Origin of the sequence: Bradyrhizobium septentrionale (assembly GCF_011516645.4) — a bacterium.
GTDB classification, from domain to species: Bacteria; Pseudomonadota; Alphaproteobacteria; order Rhizobiales; family Xanthobacteraceae; genus Bradyrhizobium; species Bradyrhizobium septentrionale.
In genome coordinates, this window is the sequence record NZ_CP088285.1 from 8753475 (window position 1) to 8772440 (window position 18966).

Below are 18966 nucleotides of genomic sequence, written 5' to 3' on the forward strand. Positions count from 1 at the left end.
AGAAACATGGGGCGACAGGCGTGGACTGCAATACCGTCACGCGACGGCGCGAATATTGCTTTGCTTCGGCAGGCAAACCAGCTGTTATGCTGGACCAGCCAGATCACCGGCTCCCCCTCAATTCCTGCTAAGCGAACAGGCAATGCAAAATCCACGTCCCGACCGTATCCGCAAGCTATTGGCCGACCTCGTCGCGTTCGACACCATGAGCGACCGTTCCAACCTGCCGCTGATCGACTACATCGAAAAATATCTCGCCTCGCACGGCGTCGCGGGACAGCGCATTGTCGATGACACCGAGCAGAAGGCCTCGCTATGGGTCACCGTCGGCCCGGAGGATAAGGCCGGGCTGGTCTTGTCGGGGCATACCGACGTCGTGCCGGTCGCCGGACAGGAATGGACCCAGAACCCGTTCGAGCTGGTCGAGCGCGACGGCCGGCTGTACGGTCGCGGCACCACCGACATGAAGGGCTTTGTCGCGGTCTGCCTCGCGATGGTTCCGGAGATGGTTGCGGCCGATCTCAAGACGCCGATCCATCTGGCAATCTCCTATGACGAGGAGATCGGCTGCGTCGGCGTGCGGCCGATGCTGCGCGAGGTCGCACGCAAGGTGGTGAAGCCGCTCGGCTGCTTCGTCGGCGAGCCGACACAGATGCAGGTGATCATCGGGCACAAGGGCAAGCACGGCGTGCGCGCCACCTTCCGCGGGCTCGCCCGCCACTCCTCGATCGCGCCCGACGGCGTCAACGCGATCGAATATGCCGCCGACCTGATCACCGAAATCCGCCGCCGCGCCGTGTTGCTGGCCGCCGAAGCCGAACAGGGCAGCCTCTACGACGTCCCGCACTCGACCCTGCTCACCAGCATCGTCCATGGCGGCGCCGCGCTCAACATCGTGCCCGATCATTGCGCGGTGGAATTCGAATGCCGCGGCATCGGGATCACCGAGTCCAGGGAGGTGACGGATGCGATCGTCGCCTGGGCCAAGGCCGAGATCGAGCCGGCGATGCGCAAGCGGCATCCGGACTGCGGCATCGAGTTCGAGGAGATCCTGGATTATCCCGCGCTCGACACCGCGGCTGACGCCGCCATCGTCACGCTCACCAAGCAGCTTGCCGGCCGCAACGACCACGCCAAGGTTGCGTTCGGCACCGAGGCCAGCCTGTTCGTCAGCATGGCGGACGTGCCCTCGGTCGTCGTCGGCCCCGGCTCCATCGCGCAGGCGCATACGCCTGACGAGTTCGTCGAGATGTCGCAGCTCGCGGCTTGCGGAGATTTCGTCGCGCGGCTGATCGCGCATTGCGCGAAGTGATGCTGCAGTCGCAGCCCGCATGAGCGACTTGTCCGCCATAGCTCGAAGAGCGACGGCGGAAGCGATATGCGGGAGCGGTTTCCCCGGGTATAGCTATCGCTCACCCGGGCTACGCAGTTGATCGGGCACTGCAGGGGCGTGCAGACCGGCCGGTAAAACAGGAGCCCGGGACAATGTCGACCGAGAACAAACGTCAGCAGGGCGGATTAGCGGAAACTGTCCGCGTGGTCATGCATGCGCTGATCATCGCGCTGGTCATCCGTACCTTCCTGTTCCAGTCCTTCAACATTCCGTCAGCGTCGATGGAATCGACGTTGCTGGTTGGCGACTATCTTTTCCTCTCGAAATACAGCTACGGATATACGCACTACTCGCTGCCCTTCTCGCCGCCGCTGTTCTCCGGCCGCATCTTCGGCTCGGAGCCCAAGCCCGGCGACGTCGTGGTGTTCCGGCTGCCGAGCGACGATTCGATCGATTTCATCAAGCGGGTGATCGGGCTGCCGGGCGATCGGATTCAGATGATCGACGGGCTGCTGTACATCAACGGCACCGCGGTCAAGCGCGAGCGCGCCGATGATTTTGTCGATCGCGACGAAGGGCCGCGCCCGGTCCGCGTCAAGCGCTGGCGCGAGACGCTGCCGAATGGGGTCAGCTACTTCACGCTCGATCGGATCGAACGTTCCGAATACGACAACACGCAGGTCTATGTCGTGCCGCCCGGGCATTTTTTCGCGATGGGCGACAACCGCGACAACTCGGCCGACAGCCGCGTTCCCCCTGCGCGCGGCGGGGTCGGCTACGTGCCGTTCGAGAACCTCATCGGACAAGCCAAGATGATCTTCTTCTCGATCGGCGACGAGGCACCTGCATGGCAGGTGTGGCGCTGGCCCGCTTCGCTGCGCTGGAACCGGCTGTTCATGATCATTCGGTGATGCTTGGTGCGCAGGGCGGGTTAGCGAAGCGTAACCCGCCGCGGTCGCGTCGCAGAAGATGGCGGATTACGCTTCGCTAATCCGCCCTACAAATTCACAACCCATCCGGCGGCAGGCCCGGTCCGGTCGCGGCCGGACGGAGCTTGTCGCGCTTGCGCTCGCGGTAGAAGGCATAGAGCCCGGAGGCGACGATGATCGCGGCGCCGGCGAGCATCTGCAGGTCGGGCTTGTGGCCGAAGGCGAGATAGCCAAGCAGCATCGCCCACAGCAGCGCGGAGTAGCGGAACGGCGCCACCGCCGAGATGTCACCCGTGCGCAGCGACACGATGATGCATTGATAGCCCATCAGGATCAGCACCGCGGCGAACACCAATAGGCCGAGCGCATGGCTGGACGGCGGCCGCCAGCCGCCGAGCGGCACCAGCACGACGGCGCCCGCCGTCGTCACCGTCACGGTCGTGAGCAGCGTGATGAACACCGTCGGCAGCTGCTTCGGGATGCGCCGCGTGGCAAGATCGCGCACTGCGCAGAAGCCGACCGACGCCAGTGCCAAAAGCGAGGCCTGGCTAAAGCCTTCCGCGCCGGGCCGGACGATCACCATCACGCCGATGAAGCCGGCGGCGATCGCAAGCCAGCGCCGCCAGCCGACCGGCTCGCCGAACACCAGCGCCGCGCCAAGCGTGATGACCAGCGGCAGCGCCTGGAAGATCGCCGAGGCGTTGGCGAGCGGGATCTGCGCGATCGCCGAGAGATAGGTCAGCGTGCCGCCGATCTCGCCCATGACGCGCAATCCGACCGGCCAGATCAACAGCGCGGCAAAACTGCGCAGCGCGTCGCGGTACCAGGCGAGCGCTGCGACCAGCACCATCGCGACGAGGCCGCGGACCAGCAGGATCTCCCCGATGTTGAGCTCGGCCGCCACCGCCTTGGTGATGGTGTCATTGGCCGTGAAGCTGGCCATGGCGGCCGCCATGAACAGGCTGCCGCGAAGATTCGGGGAAAGGGGCAAGATGAAAGCGTCCGATCAGGACAAAGGCGGGAGCGTTGATCGGACTGACTTGCCAAAGCGGCGCGGCGAACTCAAGTCACAGATGGCTACAATGCGGAAACATGCCGCACCTCGTAGAAGCGGCGCAAGCCCTTGGGGATCGCGCCGCGTTCGTATCAGGTTGCGCCGGCCTTCTGCGCGTATTCCCATGACGCCTGCGACAGCGGCACGGTGCGCTTGGCCGACTCGAGGGCCTTGGCATTCGCGGCGGTGCCGTCGCGGACCCGCCCGGCGATGCCCTGCGTGATGCCGGCGAGGCGGAACAGATTGTAGGAGAAGTACCAGTTCAGATCCGGCACAGCCATGCCGGTGACACCGCAGTAGATCTGCGCGGCCTCGTCCTGGCTCGGAATGTTCAACGCCTTGAGGTCGGCGTTGACGAGACCCGGCATGGTCCACTGCATCAACAGATAGGTGAAGTCGGCCATGGGATCGCCGAGCGTCGACAATTCCCAGTCGAGCACCGCCTGCACCCGCGGCTCGGTGGCATGGAAGATCATGTTGTCGAGGCGATAGTCGCCGTGCACGACCGAGACGCGCTTCTGCTCCGGCACCGTCTTCGGCAGCCACTCCGCGAGCTTCTCGAATTCGGGAATGTGCTGGGTCTCGGAGGCGCGGTACTGCTTGGTCCAGCGATCGACCTGGCGCGCAAAATAATTGCCGGGCTTGCCGAAATCGCCGAGGCCGATCTTTTCGGGATCGAGCATGTGCAGCTTGGCCAGCGTCTCGATCTTGCTGGTGAAGATCCTGCGGCGCGCGTCGCCCTGCTGGCTCGGCAGCGTCGGATCCCAGAACACCCGCCCCTCCTCCATCGACATGATGTAGAAGGCCGAGCCGACCACCGCATCGTCGGTGCACAGCGCGTAGGCTTTGGCCACCGGGAAATTCTGCTTGCCGAGCGCCGCGATGACGCGGAACTCGCGATCCACCGCATGCGCCGACGGCAACAATTTACCGAACGGACGGCGTCGCATCACGTAGTTGCGGCCGGGGGTTTCCAGCTTGTAGGTCGGGTTGGACTGGCCACCCTTGAACTGCAGGACTGTCAAAGGCCCTTGAAAGCCCTCGACGTGCTCCTGCATCCAGGCCGCAAGGTTCGCCTCGTTGATGCGATGGCGTTCCTCGACTTCCCTTGTGCCGGAAAATTCTTCGTCTTTCCTGACGCCGTCCGCCACGATGACGCTCCCTCAACTTCGTTCTCGGCAGCGCCGTCGGGCGCCGCCGCGATCAGGCCGGTCGGCCAGCCTGATCTCTTTTTTCATTCTGAGCACGACGTCAGCGCGAACGCCATGCGTTCCGCATCATGCTCAGTGCGACGTGTTTGCATACTTCCGAAGTTCAAGTCTGGCAATGGCGCGATTGTGCACCTCGTCCGGACCGTCGGCCAGGCGGAGCGTGCGGATGTGGGCGTAATCCTTGGCGAGCCCGGCCTCGTCGGAGACGCCGCCGCCGCCATACGCCTGGATCGCGTTGTCGATGATCCTCAGTGCCATGTTCGGTGCGGTGACCTTGATCATCGCGATTTCGGCCTGCGCGGTCTTGTTGCCGACCTTGTCCATCATGTCGGCGGCCTTGAGGCACAGCAGGCGATTCATCTCGATGTCGGCGCGGGCCTCGCCGATGCGCTGCTCCCAGACCGAATGCTCGATGATCTTCTTGCCGAACGCGGTGCGCGAGGCGAGCCGCTTCACCATCTTCTCAAGCGCCTCCTCGGCCTTGCCGATGGTGCGCATGCAGTGATGGATGCGACCCGGACCGAGACGGCCCTGCGCGATCTCGAAGCCGCGGCCTTCGCCGAGCAGGATGTTTTCCTTCGGCACCCGGACGTTTTCGAGCAGCACCTGGGCGTGGCCGTGCGGCGCATCGTCGAAGCCGAACACCGGCAGCATCTTCTCGACCTTGATGCCGGGGGTGTCGAGCGGCACCAGGATCTGCGACTGCTGCTGATGCTTGGCGGCGTTGAAGTCGGTCTTGCCCATCAGGATCGCGACCTTGCAGCGGGGATCGCCGACGCCCGACGACCACCATTTGCGGCCGTTGATGACGTAGTGATCGCCGTCCTTCTCGATGCGGGTCTCGATGTTGGTGGCGTCAGACGAAGCAACCGCCGGCTCGGTCATCAGGAAGGCGGAACGGATCTCGCCGTCCATCAGCGGGCGCAGCCATTTGCGCTTCTGCTCCTTGGTGCCGTAGCGGATGAACACTTCCATGTTACCGGTATCGGGGGCGGAGCAGTTGAACACTTCCGACGCCCAGGAAATGCGGCCCATCTCTTCCGAGAGCAGCGCGTATTCGAGATTGCTCAATCCCGCGCCATGGAATTCATCGTCCTCATGCGAGGACGGCGGCATGAACATGTTCCAGAGGCCTTCGGCCTTCGCCTTCTTCTTCAGATCCTCGAGGATCGGAATCACCTTCCAGCGCGGGCCTTCGGCGTCCTGCTTGTCATAGATCGGCACTGCGGGGCGGACATGCGTCTTCATGAACGCCTGAACGCGCTCGAGCCATTCCTTCTGCCTGGCCGACATCGTGAAATCCATGGGACGCTCCTCGTTTTTTCCTAGACTTTGGGCCGCACTGTCCACCCGGCATCCGCAGGCCGCAAGGGCATTCGCTGATACGGCGGTGGTGGTGTGCCAGAATGCCGCCCGCATTGTTGCGGATTGACATTTCCGGCCATTCAAACGATAGTTTCATACAAATGTTTGAAATGCAACTCCCTGTCGTCTTCGTCGTTCCCCGGCGCACCGCGGAATAACGGAAAGGCTCAAGGCCATGGCCAGCGATCAGACCCGATCCGCCATTCTCGCCGCCGCCGAGCGGCTCTATGCCGACCGCGGCTTCGGCGACGTCACGCTGCGCGACATCGTCGCGGAGGCGAACGTCAACCTCGCGGCGGTGAACTATCATTTCGGCTCCAAGGACGAATTGATCGCGGAGCTGTTCGTCACCCGCAGCATCCAGACCAACCGCGAGCGTCTCAATGAATTGAAGGCCGCGGAAGAAAACGGCGGCGGCCGCGCCTCGATCGAGGACATCATGCGCGCCCTGGTCGGCCCGACCCTGCGCGGCTGCCTCGGGCCGGATCGCGAGGGCTCGACCGCGGCGCGCTTCATGATCCGCGCCTCGATCGAATCGGTGCCGCCGATCCGCCGCATCAAGAACCGCGAGGTCGATCATTTGCGCAAATTCGCCGCCGCGATGCGCCGCGCGATGCCTGGTCGCGACGACACCGAGCTCTATTGGGGCCTGCACTTCGCGCTCGCGATGGCGCATCACACCATCCGCGAGAAGGAACGCCTGCTGCGGCTGTCGGAAGGCAAATGCGATCTCGACGACGTCCGCGCCATCATCGATCGCGTCGTCACGGTCTCGGTGATGGTGCTGACGATGGGCGACGTGCCGGCGAAGCCGGCCGCGCGGCCGGTGGTGGTGCACGGCCGGCTGACGCGGCAGGACCTCTGAGAGCCCTGCCCTAACTCGGCTACACCATCGCGATGCAGTCGATCTCGACGTCGAACGGCCCGGTCCATTCCGGGATGCAGACGAAGATCCGCGCCGGCGGTTCGTGCGGGAAATACTTTGCGTAGACCGCGTTGAACGTGGTGAAGTGCTTGGCCGAGGTGCAGAACACGTTGCACTTCATCACATTGTCGAGCGTGGCGCCGGCAGCCTCGAGGCACTGCTTGAGCTGTGCCATGACCAGTTCGCTCTGCCGCTCGATCGAGGCGCCGGCGGCGAACTCGCCGGTTGCGGGATCAAACGGCGGCAAGCCGGACACGAACACCATGTTGCCGGCCCGGGTCACCGGCGAGGCCGGCGCCTTCCAGCGCTCGAGCCAGCTCGAGATCGGTTCGACGCGAACGACTTCCCGTTTCATGATTGGCACCTCCGACAAGGGATCGATGGCGCTAAACTAGCAGGTTGATGTCAATGATGCTTCGATATCGATCGAAGTGTGCCAGGAGCCGACCGCTCTATCACCGTCATCCTGAGGAGCCGCGAAGCGGCGTCTCGAAGGATCGACGGCCACCAGCCGGGCCGTTCATCCTTCGAGGCTCGCAAGAGCTCGCACCTCAGGATGACGGGGATAGATGCGCAGACGTGGCTCCAACTTGGCCTACAATATCCCCTGCGCCTTCAGGCCTTCGACCTTGGCGTCGTCATAGCCGATGGTCGCCAGCACGTCCTTGGTGTCGGCGCCGAGCAGCGGCGGGGCGCGGTAGTCGGTGATCGGCGTGCCCGAGAAGGTCAGCGCATTGCGGATCAGCGACAGGTTCGGCTCGTAGGGATGGTCGACCTCGACCCGCATGCCGCGCGCCTGCACGTGCGGATCGCTGAACACCTGCTCGAAATCGTTGATCGGGCCCGACGGCACGCCGGCCTCCTCGAGCTTCTCGAACCAGTACGCGACCGGCTTCTTCAGGAACAGGCCGGCGAAGATCGCCATGATCTCCTTGCCGTGCACGACGCGGTCGTTGTTCTTTACGAAGCGCTTGTCGTTGGCGAGCTCGGGCTCGCCGAGCACGGCGCAGGTGCGCTGGAACTGGCCGTCATTGCCGACCACCAGCATCAATTCGCCGTCGGTGCAGCGGAATACGCCGGCCGGCATGCCGCCATTGCCCCAGGTGCCGCGGCGCGGCGGCATCTTGCCGTTGACGAGGTAGATCTGCAGCCAGTGCGACAGCGATGCGATCACGGTGTCGAACAGGCAAACGTCGATCTGCTGCCCTTCGCCATTATTGGCGTCGCGATGGTAGAGCGCCGAGAGAATCCCGATCGAGGTGTTCATGCCGGTCATGTAGTCGACGATCGAGGGACCGACCTTCATCGGGCCCTCGCCGGGCTCGCCGTCGATATGGCCGGTGACGCTCATCAACCCGCCCATCGCCTGCAGGATCGCGTCATAGCCGGCGCGCGGGGCATAGGGGCCGGTCTGGCCGAAACCGGTGACCGAGCAATAGATGATGCCGGGGTTGAGCTGCTTGATGGTCTCGTAGTCGAGACCGTAGCGCTTGAGATCGCCAACCTTGTAGTTCTCCATCATCACGTCGGCCGTTTTGGCGAGCTCGCGGATGATCGCCTGCCCTTCAGGCTTGGCGATGTTGACGGTGACCGACTTCTTGTTGCGGTTGGCGCAGAGATAGAACGAGTTGTTGTTGTTCTGCTTGCCTTCGGGATCGGCGAGATAGGGCGGGCCAAAGGCGCGGGCGTCGTCGCCGCCGCCGGGCCGCTCGATCTTGATCACTTCGGCGCCGAGATCTGCCAGCATCTGGGCCGACAGCGGGCCCGCGAGCACCCGCGTCAAATCGAGAATCTTGATGCCCGAGAGTGGCAAAGCCGACATGAAGCATTCCTCCGATATCTTGCAAAATCTTGATTATCTGGCGCCGCCGGATCATGTCCTGGGCACGCCAAGGCTTGAGCGGTCAAGGCTTGCCGATACACCATTTTGGTGCGGCGAGCACTGCATTGTCAGCATGAAGCCATCCGCCCGCGGCCTATGTGCGGCGCACCGGCGGTATTTGGCCGGAACCGGCCGGCCCCTGCCCCGATTGCCGCCACGCGAAATTGTGAAAACGGCCGACACCGATTTGCCGCAGCGCCAGCGGTATTTTGCCGCGACGAGGAGGACACACCATGCGGACGATCACGACGGTCGCGCTGCTGCTCACCCTGCTTGCGATCGCAATGCCGCCGGCGGATGCGCGCGGCGGCCACGGTCATGGCGGCGGCTTGCACGGCATGCATACCGGCGGCGCAAATCGCGGCGGCGGATTTGCCGAGGACAAGCGCCGCGGTAACGACCCCTACACCAAGGCGGCCTCCGACGAGGAGGACCGCCTGCTCAACAACAAGCTGAAGAGCATCTGCCGCGGCTGCTAAGGCGCGTAGTCATAAATCCGCGATGTCCGCTTCTCCCCCGGCAGCGGCGCAGGAGCGGACAACGCATAAGGCCGAAATGGGCCGGCAGGAGACACGCCGGCCATGGGTCTTTGTCTGCCGCCGACGTCAATGCTCACGGTCGTCTCGCCGCTCGCTATGAGCACTCAAGCACCCGCGGGCACGAAACAGGCCGCGGCCGTCCCGCGACCGTTCGTTGCCCAGACTTCGGCGGCGGCGCTGGCGATCACCAGCGATAGCCATACCCGCGATAGTACCCAGGGCCGTAGGCGTATGCGGGGCGAATAACGCGCCGGTACGCGGGACGAGCATAGTAAGAGCGGTATCCGCCGTAGTATGCGGGGGCGTAGCCGTAGTTGTAGTATGCCGGGGCATAGCCGCCGTAATACGCGGGGGCGTACCCCCCGTAATAGCCATAACCCGGTCCGCCGTAGTAGCCGTAACCCGGTCCGCCGTAGTAGCCGTAACCTGGGCCATAGGCGTAGGCGCTGGAGGCTATGGCACCAACCACCGCCGCTCCGATCAGTCCGGCCGCGAGTCCAGCACCCCAGCCACCACCACGCCACGCTTGGGCTGGTGATGGGGCCACCAAGGCAGAGAGACCGATGGTGGCAGCGGTCACTAACGCCAATGCTGCTTTGTTCATTTCCGAAGCCTCCGTTGTTCCCGGAACTTCAACCGACAATCCAGCGATAGTTTCCTCCGACCGCCGTTGGCGAACGGTTTCCGTGAAATCTAATACTGATGAACGGCTTGGGAAAGCAAAACCACGGTGCCCAACGTCCATGCCGGGTCAAGACCGGAAGCACTCAGGGTGAGCATGACGAGCCCGCTTCTGGGTGGATAGCGCCCCAATTTCAGTGCTTGCGCTTCGCCTTGGCGCGGCTGCGAGGCGCGGAAACTCAGGACGCGGTCGCCTGCCGCGGCTGCGCGGTTGCGCCGATCAGCTTGCCGATCTCGGGCTTGCAGCCGCCGCAATTGGTGCCGGCCTTCAGGCTGCGACCGATTGCCTCGACGCTGTTGGCGCCCTCCTTGATCTCGGCGGTGATCTGGTGCCGACCGACGCTGAAGCTGGAGCGGACGTCGCATAAGGCCGAAATGGGCCAGACGCGGACTCATGCATCGCAGCAAGCCTGGTTCACGTCCAGCGAAGCCGCGCCAGGATCGCGCGGCCCATGATCCAGTCCTTGTCGCTTTCGGTGAGGAACGGAAGCTCCTCTGTGAATTGCGTCACGCGCTGCCGGTAGGTGGCCCGGGCGAATGAATTGGTGACATCGGTTCCCCAGTGGCAGCGCTCCGGGCCGTAGGCGTCGAATAGGCGGTGGATATGCGGGGTGACGTCACGGAATGGATAAGGCTCAGTCGAAATCAGCGGTACCGACGACAACTTCACCGACACGTTCGCATATCTTGCGAGCGCCACCGACTGTGCAATGGCTTCAGGCACCGTGTTGTTTCCCACGGATACCGATGAATCAGGACGAGGGCGCAGGCCCGCGCCGACGCCCATGTGGTCGATGATGAGCGTAAGTTGCGGGTGTCGCTCGGCGATGCGGGCGAACAGCGATGTCTGGCCCGACGTGAGAAACATCACAGGCAGGCGGGCCTTCTCCGCCGCCGGCCAGAACCAGTCCGCGGTCCCGTCTGTCAGCCACGCCGCTTCGCCGGGGCCGAAGTTCAACCTCACGCCAAGTACGCCGGGCTGGTCGCGCCAAGTCGCAAGCCGTGCCGCGCGGTCGGGCTTGTCGAGGGCTACACGCGCCATGATGGCGAAGCGGCCCGGGTACCGTTTGACCGCCTCCTGGGCATAGTCGATACGCTCGCCTTCGAGCGACACCGGCGGAACGATGACGACCCGATCGACGCCAGCCTCGTCCATCAGCGGGATTATTCGTTCGATGGTGAAGGGCTCCGGAAGCTGCGGTTTGGCACCGGGGAGCCAGGGTCTTTCCGAGGTGCTCGCCGGCCACAGGTGAACCTGCGAATCGACGATCACTCGCTTTTGCTGTGCGACTGTTGCCGCGGCGTGCTGCATTGACAGCGCGACACCGGTCGCGACGGTGCCGGTCAGAAAACTACGGCGTGAAGGCATGTGATGTCCTTCCTGTTCTATAGTTTTAGTCACGACATGATGGTGATCGACACGGCGCCCCTGAGCAGGGATCACCGCAAATTGGCTCGCAATATTGAAGATCACATCAGGAAATTGCGACCATGGAAATAGGCTTCAAGGTCAATTTGCGCCGCAACAATCCTGAACCGCGCATGTCTCAGTTGGGTCAAGACCGGAAGCACTCAAGGTGAGCATGACGAGTCCGCTTCTGGACGGATAGCGCCCCAATCGCACTGCTTGCGTTTCGCCCCGGCGCGGCTGCGAGGCGCGGAAACTTACGACGCGATCGCCTGCCGCGGCTGCGCGGTTGCGCCGATCAGCTTGCCGATCTCTGGCTTGCAGCCGCCGCAATTGGTGCCGGCCTTCAGGCAGCGGCCGATCGCCTCGACGCTGTTGGCGCCCTTCTTGATCTCGGCGGTGATCTGGTGCCGACCGACGCTGAAGCAGGAGCAGACGATCGGACCGACATCCTCGCCCGCGCCGAACGGCCGTCCTGCGAGCAGCGCCGTCCGGGCGTTGGCCGAGAGCTGCTGTTCCGCAAACAACCCGGTCAGCCACGCCCGCGACGGCAGCGCATGGTCAGGCGCGATGAACACGCAGCCATCGAGCCGGCCGTCGCGCACCGCCGCGTAGCGGAACCGTCCCGCGGCCGGATCGCGATAGGCGACCCATTCGATCTCGACGCCGTCGAGCCCAAGTTGCGTGCGCGCCCAGTCGCGCCAGCTCTCCGGGCGGGCGTCGAGCGCGAGTTCCAACCGCCAGCAGTCGCCAGCCTTGCCGTGAACCCAGTAGCCGGCTTGCGGACGCTTGATCGGATTGCGGCTCAGGATGAAGGCATGCCATTTCGGCGCGTAAGGATCGGCCTTCACCGGCGTGTGCTTGGATTCCGGCTGACCGGACAGCGGATCGACGGCCGGACTGACCAGCGCGTTGACGCGGCCCTCGCCGGCAAACTCCTCGTTCCAGTGCATCGGCACGAACACGCAGCCGCGGCGCTGGTCGGCGCTGACCACGACGCGCGCGATCATCTCGCCCCAGGAGCTGGTCAGCCGCGTCAGCCCTTCGTTTTGCAGGCCGGCCAGCCGCGCATCCTCGGGATGGAATTCGGCATAGGGCTCGAAGACATGCGACAGCAGCCGCCCGGTTTTGCCGGTCCGCGTCATGGTGTGCCACTGGTCTCTGATACGGCCGGTGTTGAGCACCAGCGGATAGTCGCGGCTGGTCGCATGGCGCGCCGCGCGGGGCGCAATCGGAATGAAGCGCGCCTTGCGGTCGGGCGTGAAGAAATTCGGCGTCTCGAACATCCGCGCCGTGCCGTCTGGACGATCTGATGTCACCGGCCATTGCACCGGCGCCAGCGCCTCATAGGCGTGATCATCGAGCGTCGACAGCGCCGAGATGTCGAAATCACGCCGGCCGTCGTTCTCATAGCCGGACAGTTCGGCGTGCTCGCGGAACACGGCGGCAACGTCAGGGTAATCGAAACCGGAATATCCCATGCGTTGCGCAACGTCGCAGATGATCTGCCAGTCGGCACGCGCTTCGCCCGGCGCGGGCAGGAACGGCCGTTGCCGTGAAATCCGGCGCTCGGAATTGGTGACGGTGCCGTCCTTCTCGCCCCACGCCAGCGCCGGCAGCAGCACGTCGGCATGGCGCGTGGTGTCGGTATCGCGCATGCAGTCTGTGACCACGACAAGCTCGCAGGCGTCGAGCGCGGCGCGCGCGCGGTCGGCATCCGGCAGGCTCACCACCGGATTGGTCGACATGATCCACACCGCCTTGATGCGGCCGTCGGCGATGGCGTCGAACATGTCGACCGCCTTCAGCCCGCCCTTCTCCGCCATCACGGGCGCGCGCCAGAACCGTTGCACGAGATCGCGATGCGCCGGGTTCTCGAGCTCCATATGCGCCGCGAGCTGGTTGGCGAGCCCGCCGACCTCGCGGCCGCCCATCGCGTTGGGCTGACCGGTGAGCGAGAACGGCCCCATGCCGGGACGGCCGATCCGGCCGGTCAGGAGATGGCAATTGATGATGGCGTTGACCTTGTCGACGCCGCTCGACGACTGGTTGACGCCTTGCGAATAGAGCGTGACGACACGCTCGGTCTTCGTGAACCAGTCGAAGAACAGCCCGACCGCGCCTTCGCTCAGCCCGCAGGTTGCCGCGGTCTGCGCCACGGTCTGGCCGGCGACCTGCTTGAGGGCATCGACAACGCCCGTGGTCGAACCGCCGACAAAGCCGCGATCGACCGCATTGCTGCCGGCGAGGAATGCAAACAACCCGTTGAACAGCACGGAATCGCTGCCCGAGCGCAGCGGCAGATGCAGATCGGCGCCCTCGCAGGTCGCGGTGCGGCGCGGATCGATCACGACGATCTTGCAGGCCGGGTTCTTCTCCTTCGCCGCCAGCATGCGCTGGTGCAGGATCGGATGGCACCAAGCGGCATTGGAGCCGACCAGCACCAACAGGTCCGCCTGCTCGAGATCCTCGTAGCAGCCCGGCACGGTGTCGCTGCCGAAGGCGCGCTTATGCCCGGCCACGCTTGAGGCCATGCACAGCCGCGAATTGGTGTCGATATTGGCGGTGCCGACAAAGCCCTTGGCGAGCTTGTTGACGACGTAATAGTCCTCGGTCAGGAGCTGGCCGGAGACGTAGAACGCCACCGCGTCGGGCCCGCACTCCCTGATGATCCGGCCAAAGCCATCGGCGACGCGATCAAGCGCGTCGTCCCACGCAACGGGCGCGCCGTCGACCACAGGCTCGAGCAGACGCCCGTCGAGATCGATGGTCTCGGCGAGCGCCGAGCCCTTGCTGCAAAGCCTGCCGAAATTGGCCGGATGCTGCTTGTCTCCTTCGACCTGGATGGTGCCCGCCGCGTCCTTGGACGCGACGACGCCACAGCCGACGCCACAATAGGGACACGTGGTCTTGACGGGCATGCCTGGCCTCTCAGCCCACCGCGGCCGCCAGCCGCACCGACAGCCAGACAACGCCGTTCTCGACCTTGGCCGGATGTGTATGCGTGCAACCCTCGTCGGGCGCGACCGCCTGACCGCTCGCCAGCTCGATGACGAAATTATGCAGCGGACAGGTCACGCGCTTGTTGTGCACGATGCCCTGCGACAGCGGCCCGCCCTTGTGCGGGCAGCGGTCGTCGAGCGCGAACACCTCGTCGCTCTCGGTGCGGAACACTGCGATGTTGCCATGAGGCGTGCGGACCACCCTCGAACCGAGACGCGGAATGTCGGTAAGCGCGCCGATTTCAATCCAGCTGGTCATGCGAGCTCCAATTCGGCAATCGGGGCGAACTCGTTGCGGTCGACGCCCTGGCTGGCGCGTTCCGCCCACGGATCGCTCTGCGAGAACTGCTGCGAATAGGCAAAGCGGGCAAACAGCGCCTTGCGGTTGGTGATGTCGTCGACCACCCGCTTCCTGATCTGCTCGAGACTGACGCGGTCGCACCATTTGTACATACGCTCGAGATACCAGCCCTCCTCGCGGTACAGCTGGGTCAGCGCCACGATCACCTCGAGCGCCTCATCCTCGGTCTCGACCTTGGTCAGGAACTCGGTGCCCTTGATGTGCAGTCCGGCGGCGCCGGCGAAATGGATCTCGTAGCCGGAATCGACGCAGACCACGCCGACGTCCTTGCAGGTCGCCTCCGCGCAATTGCGCGGGCAGCCCGAGACGCCGAGCTTGACCTTGGCCGGCGTCCAGGAGCCCCACATGAACTTCTCGAGCTTGACGCCGAGGCCGGTGGAATCCTGGGTGCCGAAGCGGCACCATTCCGAGCCGACGCAGGTCTTCACCGTGCGCAACCCCTTGGCGTAGGCGTGGCCCGACACCATGCCGGCGTCGTTGAGATCGGCCCACACCGCCGGGAGGTCTTCCTTCTTGACGCCGAGCAGGTCGATGCGCTGGCCTCCGGTGACCTTCACCGTCGGGATGTTGAACTTCTCGGCGACGTCGGCGATGGCGCGCAGCTCGCTCGGCGTGGTGACGCCGCCCCACATCCGCGGCACCACCGAATAGGTGCCGTCCTTCTGGATGTTGGCGTGGACGCGCTCGTTGATGAAGCGCGACTGCTGGTCGTCGCGATATTCGCCGGGCCAGGTCGCGAGCAGATAGTAATTCAGCGCCGGACGGCAGGAATGGCAGCCGTTCTGCGTCTTCCATTCCATGAAGCGCATGACGGCCGGAATGGTCTTGAGCTGCTGCTCGACGATGACGCGGCGAACGTCGTCATGGCTGTGATCGGTGCATTTGCACAGCGGCTTGACCTTCGGCGCCGCCGAATAGTCGCCGCCAAGCGTGAAGGCGAGCACCTGCTCGACCAGTCCGGTGCAGGAGCCGCAGGACGACGACGCCTTGGTGTGGGCACGGACGTCGTCGAGCGTGAACAGCTTCTTCTCGCTGATCGCCTTGACGATCGCGCCCTTGCAGACGCCGTTGCAGCCGCAGATCTCGGTCTCGTCGCTCATCGCGGCGACCGAGCTCTGGCCACTGACGCCGCCATCGCCCAGATTGGCGGCGCCGAACACCAGGCGCTCGCGCATATGCGAGACGTCGGTGCCGTCGCGCAGATGCTGGAAATACCAGGGCCCGTCGATGGTGTCGCCATAGAGCACGGCGCCGACGATCTTCTTGTCCTTCAGGATGATGCGCTTGTAGACGCCGCGATTGGCGTCCTGCAGCACGATCTCCTCCTTGTCCGGGCCCGGCGCGAAGTCGCCGGCGGAGAACAGGTCGATGCCGGTGACCTTCAGCTTGGTCGAGGTGACCGAGCCGTCATAGGTGGCAAACCCCTTCATCGCGAGGTGGTTGGCGCAGACCTTGGCCTGGTCGAACAGCGGCGCGACCAGACCATAGGTCTGGCGGCGGTGCTGCACGCATTCGCCGACCGCGTAGATGCGGCCGTCATAGGTCTGCATGGTGTCGGAGACCACGATGCCGCGCTCGCAATAGAGCCCGGCCTTCTTCGCGAGCTCGAAGCTCGGACGGATGCCGACCGCCATCACGACGAGATCGGCCGGCAGCTCGGTGCCGTCGCCGAAGCGCACGCCGGTGACGCGGTCCTCGCCCAGGATCGCCTGGGTCTGCGCCGGCATCTTGAACAGCATGCCGCGCTCTTCCAGCGACTTGCGCAACAGACCGCCGGCCACCGGATCGAGCTGGCGCTCCATCAGCGTGTCGAGCAAATGCACGACCGTGACGTTCATGCCGCGCTTCATCAGGCCGTTGGCGGCTTCGAGGCCGAGCAGGCCGCCGCCGATCACGACGGCGTTGCGATAGTCGGTCGAGGCCTTGATCATGCGATCGACGTCGTAGATGTCGCGGAAGCCGATCACGCCGGGCAGCTCCTTGCCGGGCAGCGGCAACATGATCGGATTCGATCCGGTCGCGATCAGCAGGCGATCGTAGGGCACGCGCGCGCCGGCCTCGGTGACGACCTCGCAGGTGCGGCGGTCGATCATGGTGACCGTCTCGCCCTTGCGCAGCGTGATGTTGTTGTCCTCGTACCAGTCGACGGTGTTGAGCATGATGTCGTCGACGGTCTTCTCGCCGGCGAGCACCGGCGAGAGCAGGATGCGGTTGTAATTGCCGTACGGCTCGGAGCCGAACACGGTGATGTCGTAGAGATCCGGCGCGCGTTCGAGCAGCGCCTCCACCGTGCGGATGCCGGCCATGCCGTTGCCGATCACCACGAGCTTTTGCTTGGTCACTTTGTCGAGCATGGTCTGCCTTTCAATTCCGACGATGCTGCTCAGCGACGCGGCGCGCGTCGTTGATGGACACCGATAAAGGTTTGGAGTTGTAGGAAGCCCAGCCGCGGGCGCAGACCGTCTTCGATGACGACCGATGTTCCGTTATCGAATGATATTCAAGACGCGTGCCAACTTCCGGCCGAGGAATTTTTAAGCAAAATCAAAGCCTTCCCGACCACCCCCGAATCACCTGCCGGCGCTCGCGGTGGATTTTTCGGCCACATTTTTAGCCACGCCGATGATCTCTTGTGCAGCACAGCATCGTCACTGCCATGGCCGCGGCGAACGCGACATTGGCGCGGCATCATACGTTCGTATGCGCATCGCACAAAAAAGCACCAGCATGCGCGTTTGCGCGGCGGCACTTGCCGTCAGCGGCGTCAAGCGGAGCCTTCACACGCGATCGCCGGCACAGCGGCAACGCCTTGCGATCGCTGACGAAGCGTCCGCATGCGATTCGATGGCACGGTTATTGCTGAACATTCGTCAACCAGGCGCGTCTCAACGACGAGTGCGCTCGCCTTTTCATCCATATCATGACTGTTTGCGCCGGAACTGACCGCGAGAATGCGGCTGCTCCGGCCGCATCATTGCGAGGTCGTTGCCAATGAAGTTCGCTGAATTCAAGAAGGCAGGTCACTGGCCGACGCTGCTCGCCGCATTCCTGTACTTCGATATCAGTTTCATGGCGTGGGTCGCGCTCGGCCCGCTGATCGTCTACATCGCGCACGACATGAATCTGGCGGTGAACGAGAAGTTCACCCTGGTCGCCATTCCCGTGCTCGCCGGAGCATTGTTGCGCGTGCCGATGGGCATTCTCGCCGACGTCATCGGCGCCAAGCGCACCGGCATCATTGCCCAGCTCGTCGTGATCGCCGCGACCGTGTCGGTCTGGCAGTTCGGACTGCACAGCAAGTTCGCGATCGAGCTGTTCGGCCTGGCGCTCGGCGTCGGCGGCGCCTCGTTCGCCGTGGCGCTGCCGCAGGCCAGCCGCTGGTATCCGCCGCAATATCAGGGCGTCGTGATGGGGATTGCCGGCGCCGGCAATATGGGCGTCGTGCTCGACACCCTGCTCGCGCCCACGATCGCGGAGCATTGGGGCTGGCAGGCCGTGTTCGGCTGCCTGTTGCTTCCGATGCTGATGGTGCTGACATATTACATCATGGCGGCCAAGGACGCGCCGGGTGAGCGCAAGCCGATCTCGCTGAAGGCCTATGGCGCGCTGCTGAAGGATTCCGACAGCCGCTGGTTCATGTTCTTCTACTTCATCACCTTCGGCGGCTTCGTCGGCCTCGCCAACGCGTTGCCGCTGTACTTCACGGTGCAGTATCATGTCTCGGGCGTTGCCGCGGGCATGCTGGTGGCGCTGATCGTCGCGTTCGGCTCGGGATTTCGTCCCGTCGGCGGTATGATCGCCGACCGCATCGGCGGCATCCGCTCGCTGTCGATCCTGTTCGGGGTCGTGGTCGCGGCCTATCTCGTGATCGCGTTCATGCCGGAGGGGCCCACCGCGCCGACGCAGGCCGGCTGGTCGCTGACCGAGCTGCCGCGCATTGCCTGGACCTCGGTGCTGCTGTTCTCGATCGGCGTGCTGGCGCTCGGCATGGGCAACGGCGCGGTGTTCCAGCTGATCCCGCTGCGCTTCCGGCACGAGATCGGCCTGATGACCGGGCTCGTCGGCTGCGCCGGCGGCGTCGGCGGCTTCTTCCTGGCGCAAACGCTCGGCACCGCCAAGGGCATGACCGGCAGCTTCGGCGCCGGCTTCCTGTTCTTCGGCGTGCTGGCGTTGCTTGGCTTCATCGGACTTGCCATGGTCAAGGTCCGCTGGCGCACCACCTGGGGCGCGGCGTCGGGAGCGCGCGTCTGACCGCCCGCCCCCGCGAGATGACGGG

The 18966-nt window shown here is 64.6% G+C and carries 16 protein-coding genes; 5 read left to right on the top strand and 11 right to left on the bottom strand.

The features are described 5' to 3' along the window. Positions 1–142 precede the first annotated feature (142 nt). Positions 143–1312: an acetylornithine deacetylase gene (argE, locus tag HAP48_RS44095; RefSeq protein ID WP_166205993.1), complete on the top strand. Its 1170-nt coding sequence runs from the start codon at positions 143–145 to the stop codon at positions 1310–1312. Positions 1313–1485: 173 nt separating this feature from the next. Beyond that, positions 1486–2244 (top strand): signal peptidase I, encoded by a 759-nt coding sequence (lepB, locus tag HAP48_RS44100; RefSeq protein WP_166205996.1) that lies wholly within the window; start codon positions 1486–1488, stop codon positions 2242–2244. Positions 2245–2338: 94 nt separating this feature from the next. On the opposite strand, the gene HAP48_RS44105 is transcribed toward lepB, so the two are convergent. The 3 genes from HAP48_RS44105 to HAP48_RS44115 all read right to left on the bottom strand — a co-directional run bounded on the left by HAP48_RS44105 (position 2339) and on the right by HAP48_RS44115 (position 5832). After that, positions 2339–3253, bottom strand: a complete 915-nt coding sequence (locus tag HAP48_RS44105; RefSeq protein WP_166205999.1) for a DMT family transporter — start codon at positions 3251–3253, stop codon at positions 2339–2341. Positions 3254–3408: 155 nt separating this feature from the next. Next, positions 3409–4467 (bottom strand): phosphotransferase family protein, encoded by a 1059-nt coding sequence (locus HAP48_RS44110; protein WP_166206002.1) that lies wholly within the window; start codon positions 4465–4467, stop codon positions 3409–3411. Positions 4468–4599: 132 nt separating this feature from the next. After that, positions 4600–5832, bottom strand: a complete 1233-nt coding sequence (locus HAP48_RS44115) for an acyl-CoA dehydrogenase family protein (RefSeq protein WP_166206005.1) — start codon at positions 5830–5832, stop codon at positions 4600–4602. Between the two features lie 235 nt (positions 5833–6067). Here HAP48_RS44115 and HAP48_RS44120 point away from each other — a divergent pair, with 235 nt between their 5' ends. After that, entirely contained in the window at positions 6068–6757 is a 690-nt protein-coding gene (locus HAP48_RS44120) for a TetR/AcrR family transcriptional regulator (protein WP_166206009.1), read from the top strand. Between the two features lie 19 nt (positions 6758–6776). Here HAP48_RS44120 and HAP48_RS44125 read toward each other — a convergent pair whose 3' ends face one another. Both HAP48_RS44125 and HAP48_RS44130 read right to left on the bottom strand, forming a co-directional pair. Next, positions 6777–7172, bottom strand: coding sequence for a RidA family protein (locus HAP48_RS44125; protein WP_166206013.1), 396 nt, complete (start codon positions 7170–7172; stop codon positions 6777–6779). A 240-nt stretch (positions 7173–7412) separates the two neighbouring features. After that, entirely contained in the window at positions 7413–8639 is a 1227-nt protein-coding gene (locus tag HAP48_RS44130; protein ID WP_166206016.1) for a CaiB/BaiF CoA transferase family protein, read from the bottom strand. Positions 8640–8932: 293 nt separating this feature from the next. Here HAP48_RS44130 and HAP48_RS44135 point away from each other — a divergent pair, with 293 nt between their 5' ends. Continuing rightward, positions 8933–9178, top strand: a complete 246-nt coding sequence (locus HAP48_RS44135) for a hypothetical protein (RefSeq protein WP_166202864.1) — start codon at positions 8933–8935, stop codon at positions 9176–9178. 244 nt (positions 9179–9422) lie between these two features. On the opposite strand, the gene HAP48_RS44140 is transcribed toward HAP48_RS44135, so the two are convergent. From HAP48_RS44140 to nirB, 6 genes are all read right to left on the bottom strand, one after another. Further along, the gene (locus tag HAP48_RS44140) at positions 9423–9842 is read right to left on the bottom strand and encodes a hypothetical protein (RefSeq protein ID WP_166206019.1); all 420 of its coding nucleotides are present in this window, start codon (positions 9840–9842) and stop codon (positions 9423–9425) included. 256 nt (positions 9843–10098) lie between these two features. After that, entirely contained in the window at positions 10099–10296 is a 198-nt protein-coding gene (locus HAP48_RS44145; RefSeq protein ID WP_166215695.1) for a (2Fe-2S)-binding protein, read from the bottom strand. Positions 10297–10334: 38 nt separating this feature from the next. Further along, positions 10335–11393, bottom strand: a complete 1059-nt coding sequence (locus HAP48_RS44150; protein WP_224496828.1) for an amidohydrolase family protein — start codon at positions 11391–11393, stop codon at positions 10335–10337. Between the two features lie 191 nt (positions 11394–11584). Next, entirely contained in the window at positions 11585–14248 is a 2664-nt protein-coding gene (locus tag HAP48_RS44155; RefSeq protein ID WP_166206022.1) for a nitrate reductase, read from the bottom strand. 10 nt (positions 14249–14258) lie between these two features. After that, on the bottom strand, positions 14259–14588 hold the full coding sequence (nirD, locus tag HAP48_RS44160; protein ID WP_166206025.1) for a nitrite reductase small subunit NirD: 330 nt from the start codon (positions 14586–14588) through the stop codon (positions 14259–14261). Continuing rightward, positions 14585–17044: a nitrite reductase large subunit NirB gene (gene nirB / locus HAP48_RS44165; protein WP_166206028.1), complete on the bottom strand. Its 2460-nt coding sequence runs from the start codon at positions 17042–17044 to the stop codon at positions 14585–14587. The genes nirD and nirB overlap by 4 nt, the downstream gene beginning before the upstream one ends. A 637-nt stretch (positions 17045–17681) precedes the next feature. Here nirB and HAP48_RS44170 point away from each other — a divergent pair. After that, entirely contained in the window at positions 17682–18941 is a 1260-nt protein-coding gene (locus HAP48_RS44170) for a nitrate/nitrite transporter (protein WP_166206031.1), read from the top strand. Positions 18942–18966: the final 25 nt, after the last annotated feature.

What these genes read in the sequence shown, in the direction of transcription:
- argE (WP_166205993.1), top strand. Translation starts at nt 143, where the DNA reads ATGCAAAATCCACGTCCCGACCGTATCCGCAAGCTATTGGCCGACCTC.
- lepB (WP_166205996.1), top strand. Translation starts at nt 1,486, where the DNA reads ATGTCGACCGAGAACAAACGTCAGCAGGGCGGATTAGCGGAAACTGTC.
- HAP48_RS44115 (WP_166206005.1), bottom strand. Translation starts at nt 5,832, where the DNA reads ATGGATTTCACGATGTCGGCCAGGCAGAAGGAATGGCTCGAGCGCGTT.
- HAP48_RS44120 (WP_166206009.1), top strand. Translation starts at nt 6,068, where the DNA reads ATGGCCAGCGATCAGACCCGATCCGCCATTCTCGCCGCCGCCGAGCGG.
- HAP48_RS44125 (WP_166206013.1), bottom strand. Translation starts at nt 7,172, where the DNA reads ATGAAACGGGAAGTCGTTCGCGTCGAACCGATCTCGAGCTGGCTCGAG.
- HAP48_RS44130 (WP_166206016.1), bottom strand. Translation starts at nt 8,639, where the DNA reads ATGTCGGCTTTGCCACTCTCGGGCATCAAGATTCTCGATTTGACGCGG.
- HAP48_RS44135 (WP_166202864.1), top strand. Translation starts at nt 8,933, where the DNA reads ATGCGGACGATCACGACGGTCGCGCTGCTGCTCACCCTGCTTGCGATC.
- HAP48_RS44140 (WP_166206019.1), bottom strand. Translation starts at nt 9,842, where the DNA reads ATGAACAAAGCAGCATTGGCGTTAGTGACCGCTGCCACCATCGGTCTC.
- HAP48_RS44155 (WP_166206022.1), bottom strand. Translation starts at nt 14,248, where the DNA reads ATGCCCGTCAAGACCACGTGTCCCTATTGTGGCGTCGGCTGTGGCGTC.
- nirD (WP_166206025.1), bottom strand. Translation starts at nt 14,588, where the DNA reads ATGACCAGCTGGATTGAAATCGGCGCGCTTACCGACATTCCGCGTCTC.
- nirB (WP_166206028.1), bottom strand. Translation starts at nt 17,044, where the DNA reads ATGCTCGACAAAGTGACCAAGCAAAAGCTCGTGGTGATCGGCAACGGC.
- HAP48_RS44170 (WP_166206031.1), top strand. Translation starts at nt 17,682, where the DNA reads ATGAAGTTCGCTGAATTCAAGAAGGCAGGTCACTGGCCGACGCTGCTC.